The 15,431-nt window shown below is 61.0% G+C and carries 15 protein-coding genes; 12 read left to right on the forward strand and 3 right to left on the reverse strand.

Going from position 1 to position 15,431, the window contains the following annotated elements; all coding sequences use genetic code 11:
* Window positions 1-221: 221 nt before the first annotated feature.
* The 7 genes from ACWHXT_RS07825 to ACWHXT_RS07855 all read left to right on the forward strand — a co-directional run bounded on the left by ACWHXT_RS07825 (window position 222) and on the right by ACWHXT_RS07855 (window position 6,376).
* Entirely contained in the window at window positions 222-1,094 is an 873-nt protein-coding gene (locus ACWHXT_RS07825) for an OmpA family protein (RefSeq protein ID WP_447928912.1), read from the forward strand.
* A gap of 361 nt (window positions 1,095-1,455) precedes the next feature.
* Window positions 1,456-2,229 (forward strand): DUF3450 domain-containing protein, encoded by a 774-nt coding sequence (locus ACWHXT_RS07830; RefSeq protein ID WP_447957839.1) that lies wholly within the window; start codon window positions 1,456-1,458, stop codon window positions 2,227-2,229.
* Window positions 2,226-3,587, forward strand: coding sequence for a MotA/TolQ/ExbB proton channel family protein (locus ACWHXT_RS07835; RefSeq protein ID WP_447957840.1), 1,362 nt, complete (start codon window positions 2,226-2,228; stop codon window positions 3,585-3,587). The genes ACWHXT_RS07830 and ACWHXT_RS07835 overlap by 4 nt, the downstream gene beginning before the upstream one ends.
* The gene (locus ACWHXT_RS07840; RefSeq protein ID WP_447957841.1) at window positions 3,588-4,130 is read left to right on the forward strand and encodes a MotA/TolQ/ExbB proton channel family protein; all 543 of its coding nucleotides are present in this window, start codon (window positions 3,588-3,590) and stop codon (window positions 4,128-4,130) included.
* Window positions 4,123-4,530, forward strand: coding sequence for an ExbD/TolR family protein (locus ACWHXT_RS07845; protein WP_447528636.1), 408 nt, complete (start codon window positions 4,123-4,125; stop codon window positions 4,528-4,530). Before ACWHXT_RS07840 ends, ACWHXT_RS07845 begins: the two co-directional genes overlap by 8 nt.
* Complete coding sequence (locus ACWHXT_RS07850; RefSeq protein WP_447957842.1) at window positions 4,527-5,294, forward strand: TonB family protein; 768 nt, start codon at window positions 4,527-4,529, stop codon at window positions 5,292-5,294. The genes ACWHXT_RS07845 and ACWHXT_RS07850 overlap by 4 nt, the downstream gene beginning before the upstream one ends.
* A gap of 2 nt (window positions 5,295-5,296) precedes the next feature.
* Entirely contained in the window at window positions 5,297-6,376 is a 1,080-nt protein-coding gene (locus ACWHXT_RS07855) for a hypothetical protein (RefSeq protein ID WP_447957843.1), read from the forward strand.
* Here ACWHXT_RS07855 and xthA read toward each other — a convergent pair whose 3' ends face one another.
* Together xthA and ACWHXT_RS07865 are read right to left on the reverse strand one after the other, a co-directional pair.
* Window positions 6,377-7,204, reverse strand: a complete 828-nt coding sequence (gene xthA / locus ACWHXT_RS07860; RefSeq protein ID WP_447957844.1) for an exodeoxyribonuclease III — start codon at window positions 7,202-7,204, stop codon at window positions 6,377-6,379.
* Complete coding sequence (locus ACWHXT_RS07865) at window positions 7,204-7,452, reverse strand: hypothetical protein (RefSeq protein ID WP_447928920.1); 249 nt, start codon at window positions 7,450-7,452, stop codon at window positions 7,204-7,206. Before ACWHXT_RS07865 ends, xthA begins: the two co-directional genes overlap by 1 nt.
* Window positions 7,453-7,598: 146 nt before the next feature.
* On the opposite strand from ACWHXT_RS07865, the gene ACWHXT_RS07870 reads away from it, so the two are divergent.
* Together ACWHXT_RS07870 and dinG are read left to right on the forward strand one after the other, a co-directional pair.
* Window positions 7,599-8,873, forward strand: a complete 1,275-nt coding sequence (locus tag ACWHXT_RS07870; RefSeq protein ID WP_447895885.1) for a DEAD/DEAH box helicase — start codon at window positions 7,599-7,601, stop codon at window positions 8,871-8,873.
* A gap of 5 nt (window positions 8,874-8,878) precedes the next feature.
* On the forward strand, window positions 8,879-11,008 hold the full coding sequence (gene dinG / locus ACWHXT_RS07875; protein WP_447957845.1) for an ATP-dependent DNA helicase DinG: 2,130 nt from the start codon (window positions 8,879-8,881) through the stop codon (window positions 11,006-11,008).
* Window positions 11,009-11,112: 104 nt separating this feature from the next.
* Here dinG and ACWHXT_RS07880 read toward each other — a convergent pair whose 3' ends face one another.
* A complete protein-coding gene (locus tag ACWHXT_RS07880) occupies window positions 11,113-12,180 on the reverse strand; it encodes a 3-deoxy-7-phosphoheptulonate synthase (RefSeq protein ID WP_447928922.1) in 1,068 nt (355 codons plus the stop codon).
* Window positions 12,181-12,772: 592 nt separating this feature from the next.
* Here ACWHXT_RS07880 and rpoE point away from each other — a divergent pair.
* The 3 genes from rpoE (at window position 12,773) to ACWHXT_RS07895 (ending at window position 15,406) form a co-directional block, all read left to right on the forward strand.
* Complete coding sequence (gene rpoE, locus ACWHXT_RS07885) at window positions 12,773-13,372, forward strand: RNA polymerase sigma factor RpoE (protein ID WP_447528644.1); 600 nt, start codon at window positions 12,773-12,775, stop codon at window positions 13,370-13,372.
* 261 nt (window positions 13,373-13,633) lie between these two features.
* Window positions 13,634-14,389, forward strand: a complete 756-nt coding sequence (locus tag ACWHXT_RS07890; protein WP_447957846.1) for a sigma-E factor negative regulatory protein — start codon at window positions 13,634-13,636, stop codon at window positions 14,387-14,389.
* Between the two features lie 36 nt (window positions 14,390-14,425).
* The gene (locus ACWHXT_RS07895; protein ID WP_447957847.1) at window positions 14,426-15,406 is read left to right on the forward strand and encodes a MucB/RseB C-terminal domain-containing protein; all 981 of its coding nucleotides are present in this window, start codon (window positions 14,426-14,428) and stop codon (window positions 15,404-15,406) included.
* Window positions 15,407-15,431: the final 25 nt, after the last annotated feature.

Consider the following 15,431-nt stretch of genomic DNA (forward strand, 5'->3'; position numbering starts at 1 on the left):
TGCTTGAAATGCCGGTATCGGCAAGAAGTTGATATCACGGCATGGATGCGGTCTAGTCTGCCTTGGTAGGCAGGGGATGATTGGCACACCGACCGGGTTGAAGAGCGTTTCGTTCGTTCGACACCGGTCAAACGAAAAAACGGATGCTCTCGTTATATAAAAAGCATCGGATAAACGTGGTTAAACGACCTCGTTAGCATTGGATCAAGAAGGAGTCTTGCATGAAAAAATCAACGACAGGCTTGCTCATCGGTTCGGCTTTGGTAGTGGGCCTTTCCGGCTGTGCTAGCTCTGCTTCCCAATCGTCTGGCCAGGCAAGCGCAAGCAGCACCGATCGCGACTGGTACCAGCATCCGCTCGTTTGCGGTATCGCAGGCAGTTTGATTGGTGGCGGTATCGGTTACGGCGTCAGCGGTAGCTCCGATGAAGAAAGCGGCGCAGCGACCGGCGCAGCAGTCGGTGGCGCTATCGGCGGTCTGCTTTGTGCTGATCGTACACCCGAGCCGGTTGCACCGCAGTGCCCGACTTACGGTGAAGTACCGGCCGGCGTTGCAACCGATGCTCAGGGTTGCCCGCTGGATTCCGATAACGACGGTGTTCCGGATTACCGCGACCAGTGCCCAGGTACGCCTGCCGGCGTAGAGGTTGACGCTGTAGGTTGCCCGATCGATTCCGATAACGACGGCGTTCCGGATTACCGCGACCAGTGCCCGAACACCCCGGCGGGTGTTGAAGTCAATGCGCTGGGTTGCCCGGAAAGCGTTGTTCTTCAAAACGTTAACTTCGAGTTCGACTCCGCTCAGCTGACCGCTGGCGCGCAGCAAGTACTCAACGGCGTTGCAGAGCGTCTGGTTAACAACCCCGACGTTCGCGTTAGCATCGAAGGTCACACTGACTCTGTAGGTTCTGCAGAGTACAACCGTGAGCTTTCTCAGCGTCGCGCCGAGTCTGTTGCAAGCTACCTCGCCCAGCGTGGCGTACCGGCTAACGACATGCGCTCCATCGGCTACGGCGAAGATCGTCCGGTTGCTACCAACGATACAGACCAGGGCCGCGCGCAAAACCGTCGCGTTGAACTGGACGAGTGGAACTAAGCGACTCGTCATGTAATGGCCCTTTTTGGGCCGTTACTCACTAAAGCCAGCCCCTTGGCGGTTTTAGTCTAAATAAAGCGTCGGCCTCGTGCCGGCGCTTTGCTGTTTAAGACCCAGGTGTCGACCACCGCACTTGCTACCCGCACCAACCCCCGCCAGCTACTTGTTATCTCCCGCACGTTAAAACTTTCAAAAAAGCAGTATCTTTAAAGTTAGCTCTTTGAATGTTAATGATAAATATTGTCATTTGTAGAATTAGTGTTACGCTATGCAGGCGAAGGTAAACGCAAATGGTTCTTATATCTAACAGGTTTTTAGCGCTGCAGTGAACGCTAGCGCTTACCAGTGATGGAGATTTAACGTGCTGAAAAGGCCCTTCTTAAGCTTGCCGGGATGCCTGGGTATCGCTTGGGTGTTGCTAAGCGCTCACGCGGCGGCAAGTGATGAAACCATCGGTCAGGCCGCGCAAGGCGTTGAGGCCCAGCAAACCCAGTCGGCCCTTCAGCAGCAGATCGACCAGGCCGACGAGCAGACGCGCAGCGCCCTCGAGGAGCTCAGAGCCCTGGAGCGTGAAACTCGCACTCTCCAGGCGTCGAACGCATCTGCCAGCGCGCGTTTGGCCGCCGAGGCCGAGCGCCAGCAGCGTTTAAGTAGCGCCCTGGATACGGTCAGCGAGACCCGCGCGGCGCTTCCCATCATAGAGCAGGATATGACCGAGCAGCTCGTCGCGTTTATCGAAAACGATTTACCTTTTTTACACGGCGAGCGCCTGGCGCGAGTGGAAAGCCTTCAGGGCGAGGGCGGTGCCGAGCGCATCGAACAGCTTTTGGAAACCTGGCGCGCCGAGCTCGAGTACGGCCGCACCGTCGACCATTGGCGCGGCCGGCTGACGCTTGACGAGGATTCACCTCGCGAGGTCGACTATTTGCGCGTGGGGCGCATTGGCTATTACTACCTGACGCCGGACGGGCGGGAAGGCGCTGTGTGGGACAGCGAAAGCGGGCAGTGGCAAGCACTGGACGAGCGTGAGCGCCGCGAAGTGCGCAATGGCCTGCGCATCGCCGACGAGCAGCGCACGCCCGAGCTCATCACCCTACCGCTATCGATCACCGCCGAGCAGGAAAGCCAGTCATGATCACATTGCAGCTCAAGCGCCGGCTCACATTGAGCGCTCTTGTCATGGCCGGTTGCCTTCTAGCCGGCCCGATCTTCGCACAATCCAGCCAGGTGACTTCGCTGAGCGAGGCGCGCCAGGCCGCCGAAGCCCGCGACCAGGCGCGGCTGGAGAGTTTTTTAAACGACCAGCAAGCCCTCGATGCGGCGCTCGAAGAAGCTCGCGCCGCTAACGACGAGGCGCAGGCGCAGCGCGACGCACTTCAGGCCCAGCAACAAGAGCAAGCGGAGCAGGCGAGCGAGCTGGCCAGCCGCCAGGGGGAGCAGGGAGAAGAGCTCTCGACTTTGCTGGCGAGCCTTGCGCGCCAAAGCGACGAAGTGCGCAACGAGCTGGGCGAGCAGAGCCTGCTTACCCTGGGCGATGCGGCGCTCCCCCCGCGCCTCGATGGCGTCGAGGTGCTCGAACGCGCCCAGCTCGAAAGGGTCGTCGACAGCCTGGCCACGCTGAGCGCTCAGACCGGGCGCGCCGAACGGCTGACCCTGCCGGTGGCTAACGAGCGTGGCGACATCGAACCGCGCGATATCGTACGCTTGGGTGATTTCGCCGCCTTTACCGAGTCAGCGCTAGTGCGTATGAGCGGTGAGGAGGGCGCGCTCTCGGAAATGCCGCGCACCCCGGCAGAGATTCAGACGACGCTGGGCGAATATCACCGTGGCGAGAGCCGTCAGTTTGCCATCGACCCTTCCCAGGGTAGCGTGCTGGCCGCGCTCACCCAGCGCCCCAGCCTTTGGGAGCGCTTCCAGCAGGGTGGCTACGTGGGCTACGTAGTGGTCGTGCTCGGTGCCATCGGCTTGCTGGTCGCGCTGGCGCAGTACCTCTACCTGTGGGTCGTCAGTGCGCGGGTCAAGCGCCAGCGCCGCTCGCTGGATAATCTCGACCATAACAACCCCCTGGGGCGCGTTCTTTACCGCTTCAAGGATATGGACAAGCACCAAACCCCCGAGGCGCTCGAAGCGCGGCTCGACGAGGCGGTGCTGGCGGAGCTTCCGCGTATCGAGCGCGGTCAGCCCATGGTCAAGTTGCTGGCCGCCATCGCGCCCTTGCTGGGGCTTCTGGGCACCGTAACGGGCATGATCGTCACCTTTCAGGCCATCACCGTTTTCGGTACCGGCGACCCGCAGTTGATGGCCGGCGGTATCAGTCAGGCGCTGGTGACCACGGTGCTGGGCCTTGTCACCGCGGTACCGCTACTGTTTGCGCAAACCGCGCTGGCCAGCCGCAGCCGTTACCTGACCCAGGTCATCGAAGGCGAAGCAAGCGCTACGCTGGCCAATCATTTGGAAGCCCAGTCGGCGCACCATGGCGCGGTGGTGAACTAAATGCCGTTAATTCCACTTTGGCTCGAGCCCGTAGAACGGCTGATCGAAGCGGGCGGGGTCGTGCTGGTCGTGCTCGCGGTAGTGGCGGTCATGGTGTTCGCCATGGCGATCGAGCGCTTTTGGTACTACCGGGTGACCTGGCGTTTGGCGCGCCGCCGGCTTCTCGAGCGCTGGGCCAGTCGCCAGGATCACCGCAGCTGGAGCGCGCGAACCCTGCGCCAGGTCTGGTCCGAGGCGCTGGTGGGCAAGCTTCGCCGGCCGCTGCCTTGGCTAAAGCTTTTGGTGGCGCTTTGTCCGTTGCTCGGGCTTTTAGGCACGGTCACCGGCATGATCACGGTATTCGACAGCCTTTCCTATAGCGATACCCACCAGGCACGCGCCATGGCCGATGGCGTGGCCCGTGCGACGCTGCCGACCCTAACGGGCATGGCCATTGCCGTGGTGGGGCTTTTATTTATTAGCCGTCTTGAGCACGTGATCCGTCGCGAGGACCAGCGTCTTCATGACCGTTTGGCGCGTGCCCTGGAGAATAACGATGCGTAGACGTCATTCGTCAGACAGTGCCGCGGACAGCAACGAGGTCAACCTGACCCCAATGCTCGACGTTGTGTTTATCATGCTGATTTTCTTCATCGTCACCACCAGCTTTATCAACGAAAGCGGTATCGAAATCGACCGTCCTGAATCCAGCGCAGCGAGCTCGCGTCCGGACGCCCAGGTACTGGTCGCGGTCACGCCGGAAGGCGCGGTGTGGGTCGATGGAAGCCCGGTGGATATCCACCGGGTCGGGCAGCAAGTCGCGGGGCTTTTAAGCGCCGACGGCTCGGTCGTGATTCAGGCCGACCGCGACGCCACGACCGGGCTTTTGATCGAGGTCATGGACCGCTTGCAGCAGGCCGGGGTCGAGCAGGTAGCGGTGGCAGCGAGTCGGAGCACGCAATGATTCGTCGTTTGCTTTCGCTCGTGGCCGGTGCGGCGCTGGCGATGGGGCTCTTTTTGTGTCTTGCATTATTGGTGACTCCGCCCGAGCGCCCGCCGGAAGAGCCGGAGATGACCATGAGTATGAACATGGTGGAAGCGCCGGACGTCGCGCCCGAGCAGCAAGCGCCGGCGCCGGCCAAGGCGCCGCCGCAAGAGGCAGCGCCACCGCCCCCGCCGGCACCGGAGCCGGTTGCCGTATCGGATAGCCCGATCACGCTACCCGATACACAGCTTCCCGAGGACCCGGTAGAGCCCGTCGAGCTCGATAGCGAGCTTCCAGAGCTTACGGAAGTCACGCCGGAGCCGACGCCAGCACCGACCCCCGAACCGGAACCGGCGCCGACTCCCGAGCCTACGCCCGCGCCGGCTCCTTCGCCCCAGCCCGCGCCATCACCGGCACCGGCCGAGGCGCCGGCAGAAGCGGCGCCGCCCGCCGAAGCACCGGTCTCCAACGAGCCGGTCAACGTGGGCCAGATAGCCGCGACCAGCAAGACGGATCCGGTGTATCCCAACCGTGCGGTACGCCGGGGGATGGAAGGCTTCGTCGAGGTGCGTTTCGTCGTTCGTCGAGATGGCAGCGTAGATGCGAGCACCATCGAGATCACCAACGCGCAGCCCCGGCGGGTGTTCGAGGATGCCGCCCGGGAGGCCATTGCTGGCTGGCAATTTCCGCCGAGCGAGCAGGTACGCCTTACCACCCAGCGCGTCGAATTTCAGCTGAGGTAGTCATGAAACGTTTAGCGCTTTTGATGTTTAGCGGCTGGGTTGCTTTTGCCCAGGCGAGCGAGCCGTTGCCAGGCGATATCATTCAGGATTTGAACGCGCTGCAAAGCGAGCTCTCGAACGCGGTACAGTCTGATGAAAGCCGCCTGGAAAGTGTCGCTGCCCGGGCTACCCGGCAGGCAGAGCGGCTGCAAGGCGGCAACCGTTCGGATCAGTGGGCAAGCGCGCTTTATTTTCAACTAGCGGCGGGGGCGTTGTCGCGTCAGGGTAACGCTGACGCCGCGGCGGACCAGTTGGCTCGCGCCCGGACACGCAGTAGCGTAAGCGCCGAGCAGGCTAGCCGGTGGCTTCGCGAGGAGGCCACGCTAAGGCGCGCCGCCGGGCAGCGCGTTGAAGCCATCGCGCTCTACGAGCAGTGGCTTTCAAACAACAGCGACCGCCAGATGAGCTGGCAACTGGTGCGCCTGCTGGCTGGGAACGACCAGTGGGACGCCGCCGCCGAGCGCCTGACGCCGCTTTTGGAGCAGCAGGATTCGCTCGATGAGGCGCAGCAGACGCTAACGCTGAACGTACTGCGCCGCGCCGAGCAAGATGGCCAGGCGCTGGGTTGGCTGTTGGACGGCCTTAACGTAGAAAGCAGCGCCGATGAGTGGCGCCAGGCCGCCGGACTTGCCCAGCAGGCCGGGCAGGCGGGTATGGCCGCAGGGCTTTGGGAAATGGCCTGGCAGGTGGGGGCGTTTGAAAGTAACGAGGATTTCAATACGCTCGTCGAGCTGCATATGGCCGGAGGAACACCGGCCAGGGCCGCCGAGCATTTGGAGCAGGCGCTGGAAGCAGGGCGCCTGGCGCGCGACGAGGCCACCCTGCGTCGCCTGGCTCGCGCCTGGGACCAGGCCAAAAACAGCCAAAAAGCGCTGGATGCCTGGCAGGCGCTTGCCAAACAAAGCGGGCAAAGCGAGGACTGGCGCCGCTACGGTCAGCTCGCCTATGCCTGGGGCGATGAAGAACGTGCCGAGCGCGCCTGGCAGCAGGCTCAGGCGCTCGGCGATGAAGAGGCCGGTGAGTGGCTTGCCACGCTGCGCTAGTTAGTTTGCAAGCGTCAGCGAAAAGTCGCTCCAGGTAGGGGCGTGGTCTGAAGGGCGCTCCATGGCGCGCAGTTCGTAGTCGATACCTGCGCCGGTGGCCGTGTCGGCAAGCGCTCTAGTGACCAGAATATAGTCGATACGCAGCCCGCGCTTGGGGTCGCGATCAAACGCCTTGGAGCGGTAATCGAACCAGCTAAAGTGCTCGGCATCCGCCGGGTGGCAGACCCGGTAGCTGTCCTTGAGGCCCCAGGCCTTGATGCCCTCGAGCCACTCGCGCTCGATGGGTTGGAAGCTGGTTTTGCCCTCGCGCAGCCAGCGCTTGCGGTTTTGCTCACCTATGCCGATATCCCGGTCTTCCGGCGAAATGTTAAAATCGCCCATGATGGCCAGACGCTCGTCGGCTTTGTGATGCTTGTCGAGCAAGTGGGCGAGCTGCTGATAAAAGCGCTCCTTGTGCGGAAACTTCACAGGGTGCGAAATACTCTCGCCCTGGGGGAAGTAGCCGTTATAAATCGTGACTGGTTCGCCGTTTTCGTCTTTTAGCGTGACGCCGATCATGCGCCGTTGGGCGTCGTCTTCATCATCAGGGAAACCGTAGGTGACCGACGCCGGCGCTTGGCGGCAGAGAATCGCCACGCCGTAGTGGCCTTTTTGCCCATAGTAAACGACGTGGTAACCCATCGCCTCGACCGCCTGTAGGGGAAACTCGCTATCCTGTACCTTGGTTTCCTGAAGCCCGATCACGTCCGGCGCGAGGGTATCGATAAGCGCCTGCAGTTGATGTAAGCGTGCCCGAATACCGTTGATGTTGAACGAGACCAGGCGCATCAGGTGTCATCCCCCGGCGAGGGCTTGTCCTTACTGTCGGGATGGATCTCGATGGACTGACCCTCTTGCTGGCGGGCCAGCTTGCGCACCGCTTGAAGCTTGCGCTGCTGCTGTTTCTTGGCCACGAACCGGCGCGAAGAAGTGACCTGGTCGGGGTTATCCTTGCGCCACTTTTTATAATCTTTACGCCGGCCGGTACGAATGGTGACTTTATCCGCGAGCGAGCGGGTTTTTTTCTTACGCGTCATGTCGCGCTCCTTCGTTAATTTGGCCGTCATTCTAACAGGCAAGCGGGTAGGGAACACGCCAGGGCGCGCTCTTATTGCGATGCCCTGTGATATACTACGCGCGTCGTGATGCCTAACATCCACCGTAATGGACAGATAGAAAGCCTATGAGCGAGTCGGAACAGACCACAGCATCGGCCCAGAACCGCAAGCCCAAGCGCCGTCGCCGCAAGCCGCGCCGCCGCCAATCCGGCTGGGACCTTCGTCAGTTTCAGGTGCCCGCCGTGGCCGGTAAGTGGCGCTTTCATGACTTCGATTTGCCGCTCCCGCTGATGCGTGCCATTCACGCCCAGGGGTTCGAGTACTGCACACCGATCCAGGCCGAGGCGCTGCGCCAGACGCTATTGGGTGGCGATATCGTTGGCAAGGCACAAACGGGCACCGGCAAGACCGCGGCCTTTTTGATGTCGACCCTTGCCTACTTTTTGGAAGAGCCGGTTCCCGATGGCCAAAAGCCGGGCGCGCCCCGTGCGCTGATCATCGCTCCTACCCGGGAGCTTGCGCTACAGATCGAGAAAGACGCCAAGGCTCTGGCCCGCTTCACCCAGTTGAACGTGGCCAGTGTCGTCGGCGGTATGGATTACCAAAAGCAGCGCGAAAGCCTGACCGGTAACGTCGATATTTTGGTCGCGACCCCGGGTCGGCTGCTGGACTTCCATCAAAAGCGTGATATCGACCTTTCCGAGGTCGAAGTGCTGGTGCTCGATGAAGCCGATCGTATGCTCTCGATGGGGTTCATCCCGGACGTGAAGCGCATCATTCGCTACACGCCCAAAACCGAGCAGCGTCAGACCTTCCTTTTCTCGGCGACCTTTACCGACGATATCCTGAGCCTGGCCAGTCAGTGGACAGAAAAGCCCGCCCATGTCGATATCGAAGTGACCGTCGACAACCAGGCGGATATCGACCAGCGCGTCTATATGGTCTCCGATGACGATAAGCAGCAGCTTTTAATCAAGCTTTTGGAGCAAGAAAGCTTCGAGCGCGTCATGGTATTCGGCAACCGCCGTGACCTGGTGCGCAAGCTCGATTCCGCGCTGAGAAAGGCAGGCGTAAGCGTGGCGATGCTTTCCGGCGATGTGCCGCAAAATCAGCGCATCACTACGCTCGAAGAGTTCCGTGAAGGCAATATCCAGGTGCTGGTAGCCACCGATGTGGCCGGCCGCGGCATCCACATCGAAGATGTGAGCCACGTCATCAACTACACCTTGCCCGAAGACCCGGAAGACTACGTTCACCGCATTGGCCGGACCGGGCGTGCCGGGGCCAAGGGTGTATCGATCAGTTTCGTCGGTGAAGAGGATGCGTTCTCGCTGCCCGAAATCGAGCGCTACATCAACGGCAAGCTACCCTGCGAGCATCCGCCGGAAGGCCTGCTGTAACGGCAATGCTGGATAACGAACTCAAGTCGAGTATCCAGGAGGCGTATCGAAAGGTCGTCGAAAACCTTTCTCTTACGCCGCGCTACGGCCAGCGGCTGATGATTGCCGAAATCGCCCGCACGCTGGGCGATATCGAGGTCGACGACGAGGGCAAGCGTAAAAGCGATCGCCACGTTTGCGTGCTGGAAGCGGGTACCGGTACTGGTAAGACGCTGGCGTATCTGATTTCGGCGCTGCCCGTGGCCAAGGCCCAGGGTAAGCGCCTGATCGTCTCGACGGCCACGGTCGCGCTTCAGGAGCAGGTGCTCAACCAGGACCTGCCGGCACTTGCAAGCCACAGCGGGCTGGCCTTTAAGTATGCCTTGGCCAAGGGGCGCGGGCGCTACGTCTGCGTGGCACGCCTCGACCAGGCCCTGGAGGGCGTCGAACCCAACCCGACGCATTCGCTTTTCGAGCAATCCCTGGCCGAGCAAAGTAGCGATTTTACCGTGCTGGCCACGGATATGGCCGAGGCCTACGGCAGCGGCAAGTGGGAGGGGGACCGGGATAACTGGCCGGTCACCATCGACGACAGCCATTGGCGGCGGTTAACGGTCGATCACCGCCAATGCACTGGGCGCCGCTGCGGCCACTTTGGCGCCTGTGCCTTCTTTCGCTCGCGCCGGGAGCTCGAAAACGCCGACATCATCGTGGCCAACCACGACCTGGTGCTTGCGGATTTGGCGCTCGGCGGTGGCGCTATTTTGCCGGACCCCGCCGAGTGCATCTTCGTGTTCGACGAAGGCCATCACCTGCCGGATAAGGCGCTTTCCCACTTCGCCCACCGCTTCGCCGTCAACGGGTGTTTGCGCTGGCTGAAAACGCTGAAGTCGAGTCTTTCCGAGCTCAATACCGGCCTTGGCGGGCAGCCCACTATTGCTCGACTTTTGGCCGGGTTACCCGAGCTGCTCCACACGTTGGAGCCCGCGCTTGGCGACGTCTTCAGCCTGGGTTATCAATTAGCGGGACGTGAGCGGGGCCTGGGGGATGAGGAGTCCCTTCACCAGTTTCGTTTCGAAAAAGGTGAGCTTCCGGCAGCGCTCAAGGAGCAAGCCGGCCAGCTTCTAACGCTGTTTGCTACCCTGGCGCGAAATCTTGAAAGCATCAGCGATATTCTGCGCGAAACCCTGGATCCGGATAAGCAAACCGGGCTTGAACGGGAGCAGGCCGAAAGCTGGCTGCCGTTGATGGCGCTTTTGCATGGGCGAAGCCTCGAGGCGCACGCCCTTTGGCAAAGCATGAGCGAGCAGGACGCGCCGAACGCACCGCCCAGTGCGCGTTGGATCACGCTGAGCCAACCAACGGGGGAGCCGGAAATCGAGTTTTCGGCAAGCCCGGTATCGGCGGCGCATACGCTGGCCAAGCACCTTTGGGGGCGTTGCCATGGCGCGGTGGTGACCTCCGCCACGCTGACCGCACTTGGACGTTTTGACCGGCTGCAGGAGCGGGCCGGGCTCGCCAATCGCTACCGCTATCAGGCGCTACCCAGCCCCTTCGACTACGCCAATGCAACGCTTCGTGTCCCCCGGGAGGCCACCGACCCGTCGGATCGCGAAGGCCACGAGCGAGCTATCGTCGAGTTTGTCAAAAACCTGGGGGAGCGTGAAGCCGTACTGGTGCTGTTCTCCTCGCGGGCTCAGCTGCGCGCCGTAGCAAAAGCGCTGCCCGCGGCGGTGCGCGAGCGCGTGCTCGCCCAGGATGAGCTGCCCAAGCGTGAATTGATAGAGCGCCACCGCGCCGCGGTGGACCGCCGCGAGGGAAGCATCATTTTCGGGCTGGCAAGCTTTGCCGAAGGAATCGACCTGCCGGGCCACTACCTGACCCACGTGGTCATCACGCGGCTGCCTTTCGCGGTGCCGGACGACCCGGTCGGCGCAACGCTTGCCGAGTGGATCGAAAGCCAGGGAGGGAACCCGTTCATGCGCATCAGCGTGCCGGATGCCTCGATCAAGCTGGTGCAGGCTTGCGGGCGCTTGATTCGTAAAGAGAGCGATGAAGGCGTAATCACGCTGCTGGACAAGCGGGTCATCACGCGCCGCTACGGCCAGGCGCTGCTCGACGCGCTGCCGCCGTTCAAGCGTGAGATAAGCCCCTAAGGCGGCCCAAAAGGAATGGAGATGAGCAGGGGCTGAATCCGGAAAGCCGAAAAGTGAAAGGCTCGAAATGAAACGCCCCGCGGTTTGGCCGCGGGGCGTTTTGATTAGCGCTTGGCGAGCACCGGGGCGAGCTGGTCGTTCATCTTCTTGAAGGCTTCTTCCGTAGTAGCCCAGTCGATGCACGCGTCGGTGACCGAAACGCCGTAGGTGAGCTTGCTCAGGTCATCGGTAAGCTTCTGGTTGCCCCAACCGATGTTCGACTCGACCATGAGGCCGATAATCGACGTATTGCCTTCGAGGATCTGGTTGGTGACGTTTTCCAGTACCAGCGGCTGCAGTGCGGCATCCTTGTTGGAGTTGGCATGGGAGCAGTCGATCATGATATTGGCCGAAAGGTTGGCCTTGGCGAGCTCTTTTTCGGCCAGCGCAACGCTAACGCTATCGTAGTTGGGCTTGCCATTGCCGCCGCGCAGCACCACGTGGCCGTAGGCGTTGCCCCGGGTGCGAATGATCGCCACCTGACCGGCCTGGTTGATCCCCAGGAAGTTGTGCGGGTTGGCGACGGATTCCAGCGCGTTGACCGCTACATCGAGGCTGCCGTCGGTGCCGTTTTTGAAACCGACCGGGCAGGAGAGCCCGGAAGCCATCTCGCGGTGGGTTTGCGACTCGGTGGTGCGCGCCCCGATGGCCGACCAGCTAATGCAGTCCTGAAGGTATTGCGGTGAGATCGGATCCAGTGCTTCGGTGGCCAGTGGCAGGCCAAGTTCGGCAAGATCCACCAGCAGCTTACGCGCGGTGTGCAGGCCCTCGTCGATTTCAAACGAGCCGTTCAAGTGCGGGTCGTTGATCAGTCCCTTCCAGCCCACGGTGGTGCGGGGCTTTTCAAAGTAAACGCGCATGACGATATAGAGCGAGTCGCTGACCTCGTCGGCCAGCGTGCGCAGCTTGCGCGCGTAGTCGAGGGCGGCGTCCACGTCGTGAATCGAGCAGGGGCCGACGACCATCAAAAGGCGCGGGTCGCTGCCATCGAGGATGTTCTGAATGACCCGGCGGCCTTCGACGACGGTTTTTTCGGCTTTCTCGGTCAGCGGAACGGCGCTTTTCAACGCTTCCGGTGTGGTGAGAACGTCCTGAGCCAGGACGTTGAGATTGCTAACCTCTTGATCTGACATGATGCTACCTGTGTGGGGCGGTGGGCAAAAAGTGGGCCCTACTATCGCGCGTTAAGGGAGCAAAAATCAATTGTTACGGAACCATGCTAAAGCACGTAGTGTCTGCCCATGGGTTCTGGGCCGCGCGGCAAGATGCTTGATGCGCCAGGCATAACGCGTAACACTACGCACAGTGGCACCTCGTTTACTCGCACTGGCCGAAGATGATGGTAGGCCTTGCCCCAGGCGATTGGTGTAAGAGGGCGCCGCATACGACTGGCGCAAGCCCTGGTTTCAATAGAGGGCTTCGATAGATAGTTACATGAGGCGGGTGTAAGAAATAGCGATTAGAAAAGGTTACAAGGTATAGCGGTTGCCCAGAGGTGGCCGCTATACCGGTTTATTGCGCCGGACAACGGCGTAGGGTCAAAGCCACCCTTCAAGCGCTTGTCATCGAGCGGCGAGGCAAACTGACTTGTTATCTTCTTTGTTAACGACCGTTTTTACTAAATTTTGCCCAAGGGACGCTATGTTGCATGCTGTTAATGCCCGGTTAGGAGGGCGAAAAGAATCAAGGCTCGGCACGGGGTGTTCGAGCGAGAGGGGCGTGTGAATGGGCACTCGTGAAACAGACCAGCAGCTTGTGGAACGTGCCCAAAAAGGCGATACGCGCGCTTTTGATCTACTGGTTAAAAAATATCAGCATAAAATCATCGGTTTGATTGGCCGCTACGTGCACGACCACGCCGAGGTGCAGGACGTGGCGCAGGAAGCGTTCATCAAGGCGTATCGGGCGCTGGGTAAATTTCGCTCCGAAAGCGCGTTTTATACCTGGATGTACCGTATTGCGATCAATACGGCAAAAAATCATCTGGTCTCTCGCGGGCGCCGCCCGCCGGGCAGCGACATGGATATCGTCGATGCCGAGGTGCTCGACCAAAGTGGGCGGCTGGCGGATAGCGAATCGCCGGAAGCGTCCATTGCCCGCGACCAGCTCGAAGCCGCGGTGTACGAGGCCATCGAAAAGCTGCCCGACGATTTGCGCACCGCCATCACGCTTCGCGAGCTCGATGGTTTGGCTTACGAGGATATTGCTCAGGTCATGCAGTGCCCGGTGGGCACGGTGCGCTCGCGCATATTCCGGGCGCGGGAGGCGGTGGACGAGCATATCCGCCCGCTGGTGAGCACGGCGCGTAACAGCCGCGACGATTAGAAATGGCGCGTTTGAGCGAGGCGTAAATTAGCAGTGATTTGATTTTTTAGTGAACTGTCAGTGGCTAAAGGCGTCATAAGCGTTGACCAGTTTGGCCAGCTTTAAAAGGCAAGTATGATGCGCTGCCGGGTTTTTCAAGCGACTTTGTAAGCAGCTGGCGGTGCACATAAAACTCAAGTTTTGGCCTGTGGAAACGCTCGCGGCCATACACATAAATGTTGGCTTGTGACGTTTTCTAAACACAGCGTGAGGGTGTGAAGTATGAGTTTAAACACACGGGAATCACTTTCGGCGTTAATGGATGGTGAGAGTGACGAGCTTGAACTGCGCCGGGTGTTAAAGTCGTTACCCGAAGAGGCCGGTGCGGCCGATACGTGGCGGCGCTACCACTTGGCACGCAGCATGATGCAGCGCGAGCGCTCGGTCGATGTAAGCGCCGATCTTTCCGCCGATATCATGGCGCGCCTTGAAAGCGAGCCTGCACCATTGCTTGGTGAGCAGGATGTGGAGCAGCAGTCTGTAACGGCCAAGCCCGGCCGAGTCTCTTTTGCCCGGGGTGCAGGTGTGGCAGCGGCTGTCTCGCTCATGGTGATTACCGGCGTACAGTTTTTGAATAGTAACGGTAATCCTTCCGAGCCGCAGGGCGCCACAGACTTGGCCGCCGCGCCTGCCAATAGCGGGGCGCAGGTCCAGCCGGTGAATCTCGCCGCAGGCAACGCCATGCCCGCAACGGACATGCCAATGTTCGAGCCCACCGCCTTTCGTATGAACGGTCAATCCGGTGGTAACGGTTTCATGAACGTTAGCGAGTCCGGTTTTGGCGGTGCTCAGGCGCCCTCGGTTTCGACGGCGGCGCAAACGTTCTCGAACCAGGGCAGTGCCATCGACGCTGATCAGATTCGTCTGCTGCAGTCTTATCTCGAGCAGCACGCCCAGGGCGCCGCGGCGGGTAGTGGCGACAGCTGGATGCCGCTAATGCGCTCATCCTCCGTTGCCGAGCCGCTGGGCCAGCGCTAAACGCGTTCAGACCAATCGGAGTATTCAAGGGTGAACGTGAGCAGCGATAAAGACGTGTGGTTGCAAAAACTTTTGATCAGTTCCGGTGTTATCGCGATGGGCGCGCTTTCTTTTGCCGCCCAGGCAAATGACGAGCCCGCCGGACAAAGTGCTCGCCCATCCTGCGACACGCCCAGGCTAACCCAAGCCCCGGAAGGCATCGAGCAGTGGCTGGTGCGCAGCATGCTGGCCAGTCACTGTTTCGAGTACCAGGCCCGCGCCGTTTCTATCGACAGTATTGGCGTTCGCACACTGGCACTTTCCCACCGTGTCCAGGATGGGGTTCGCCAACAAGTCGTGCAGCACCTGGACGGTCCTTCCATTAGCGTCGAACGGCGCTCCCAGGCAGGGCGGCTTGCCTGGTCGCAGCCGGAACAAGCCGGTTTCGATATCGACTCGACCCCGGAGGCTTGGGCGGAGCACGTCGAGGCCTATTACGACGTTACGCTGGAAAACGAAGAGCGCGTTGCCGGACGTGTTGCCTCGCGGCTGCAGTTCGAGCCCCTCGACGATAATCGCTACGCCCATACCTGGTGGGTGGACGAAGAAACGGGGCTTTTGCTCAAGCACGAGCTAAGCGATGCCCAGGACCGCGTCGTCGAAACCTTCCAAATGACCCAGCTACAGTCGCCGGAACTCTACGACGGCCCGCTAATGGAAGAGGGCGCCCCGGCCAGCGAACAGCCCCCCTGGCAGGTGGGTTGGTTGCCCGAAGGCTTCGTTCCTCAGCCCGCCGAGATCACCAGCGATAACCCGTTAGCCCAGCGCTTTTATAGCGACGGGCTTTCATCGGTTAGCGTCTTTGTCACCGAAGCGGACGATCAAGCCCTCGAGAAAGGGGCTTACAGTTTGGGCGTGTCGGCGGTGGCCATCGAGTTAATCGAGTCTGAGGATACGCGCTGGCAATTGGTCGGCGTTGGCGAACTGCCGGTTGCCCAGGTGCGGCGCATCGTTCAGTCCATCGAGCTTGACGAGTAGTATTTCTTTTGGTGACGTTGGGTGT

It is taken from the genome of Vreelandella halophytica, from assembly GCF_968193635.1.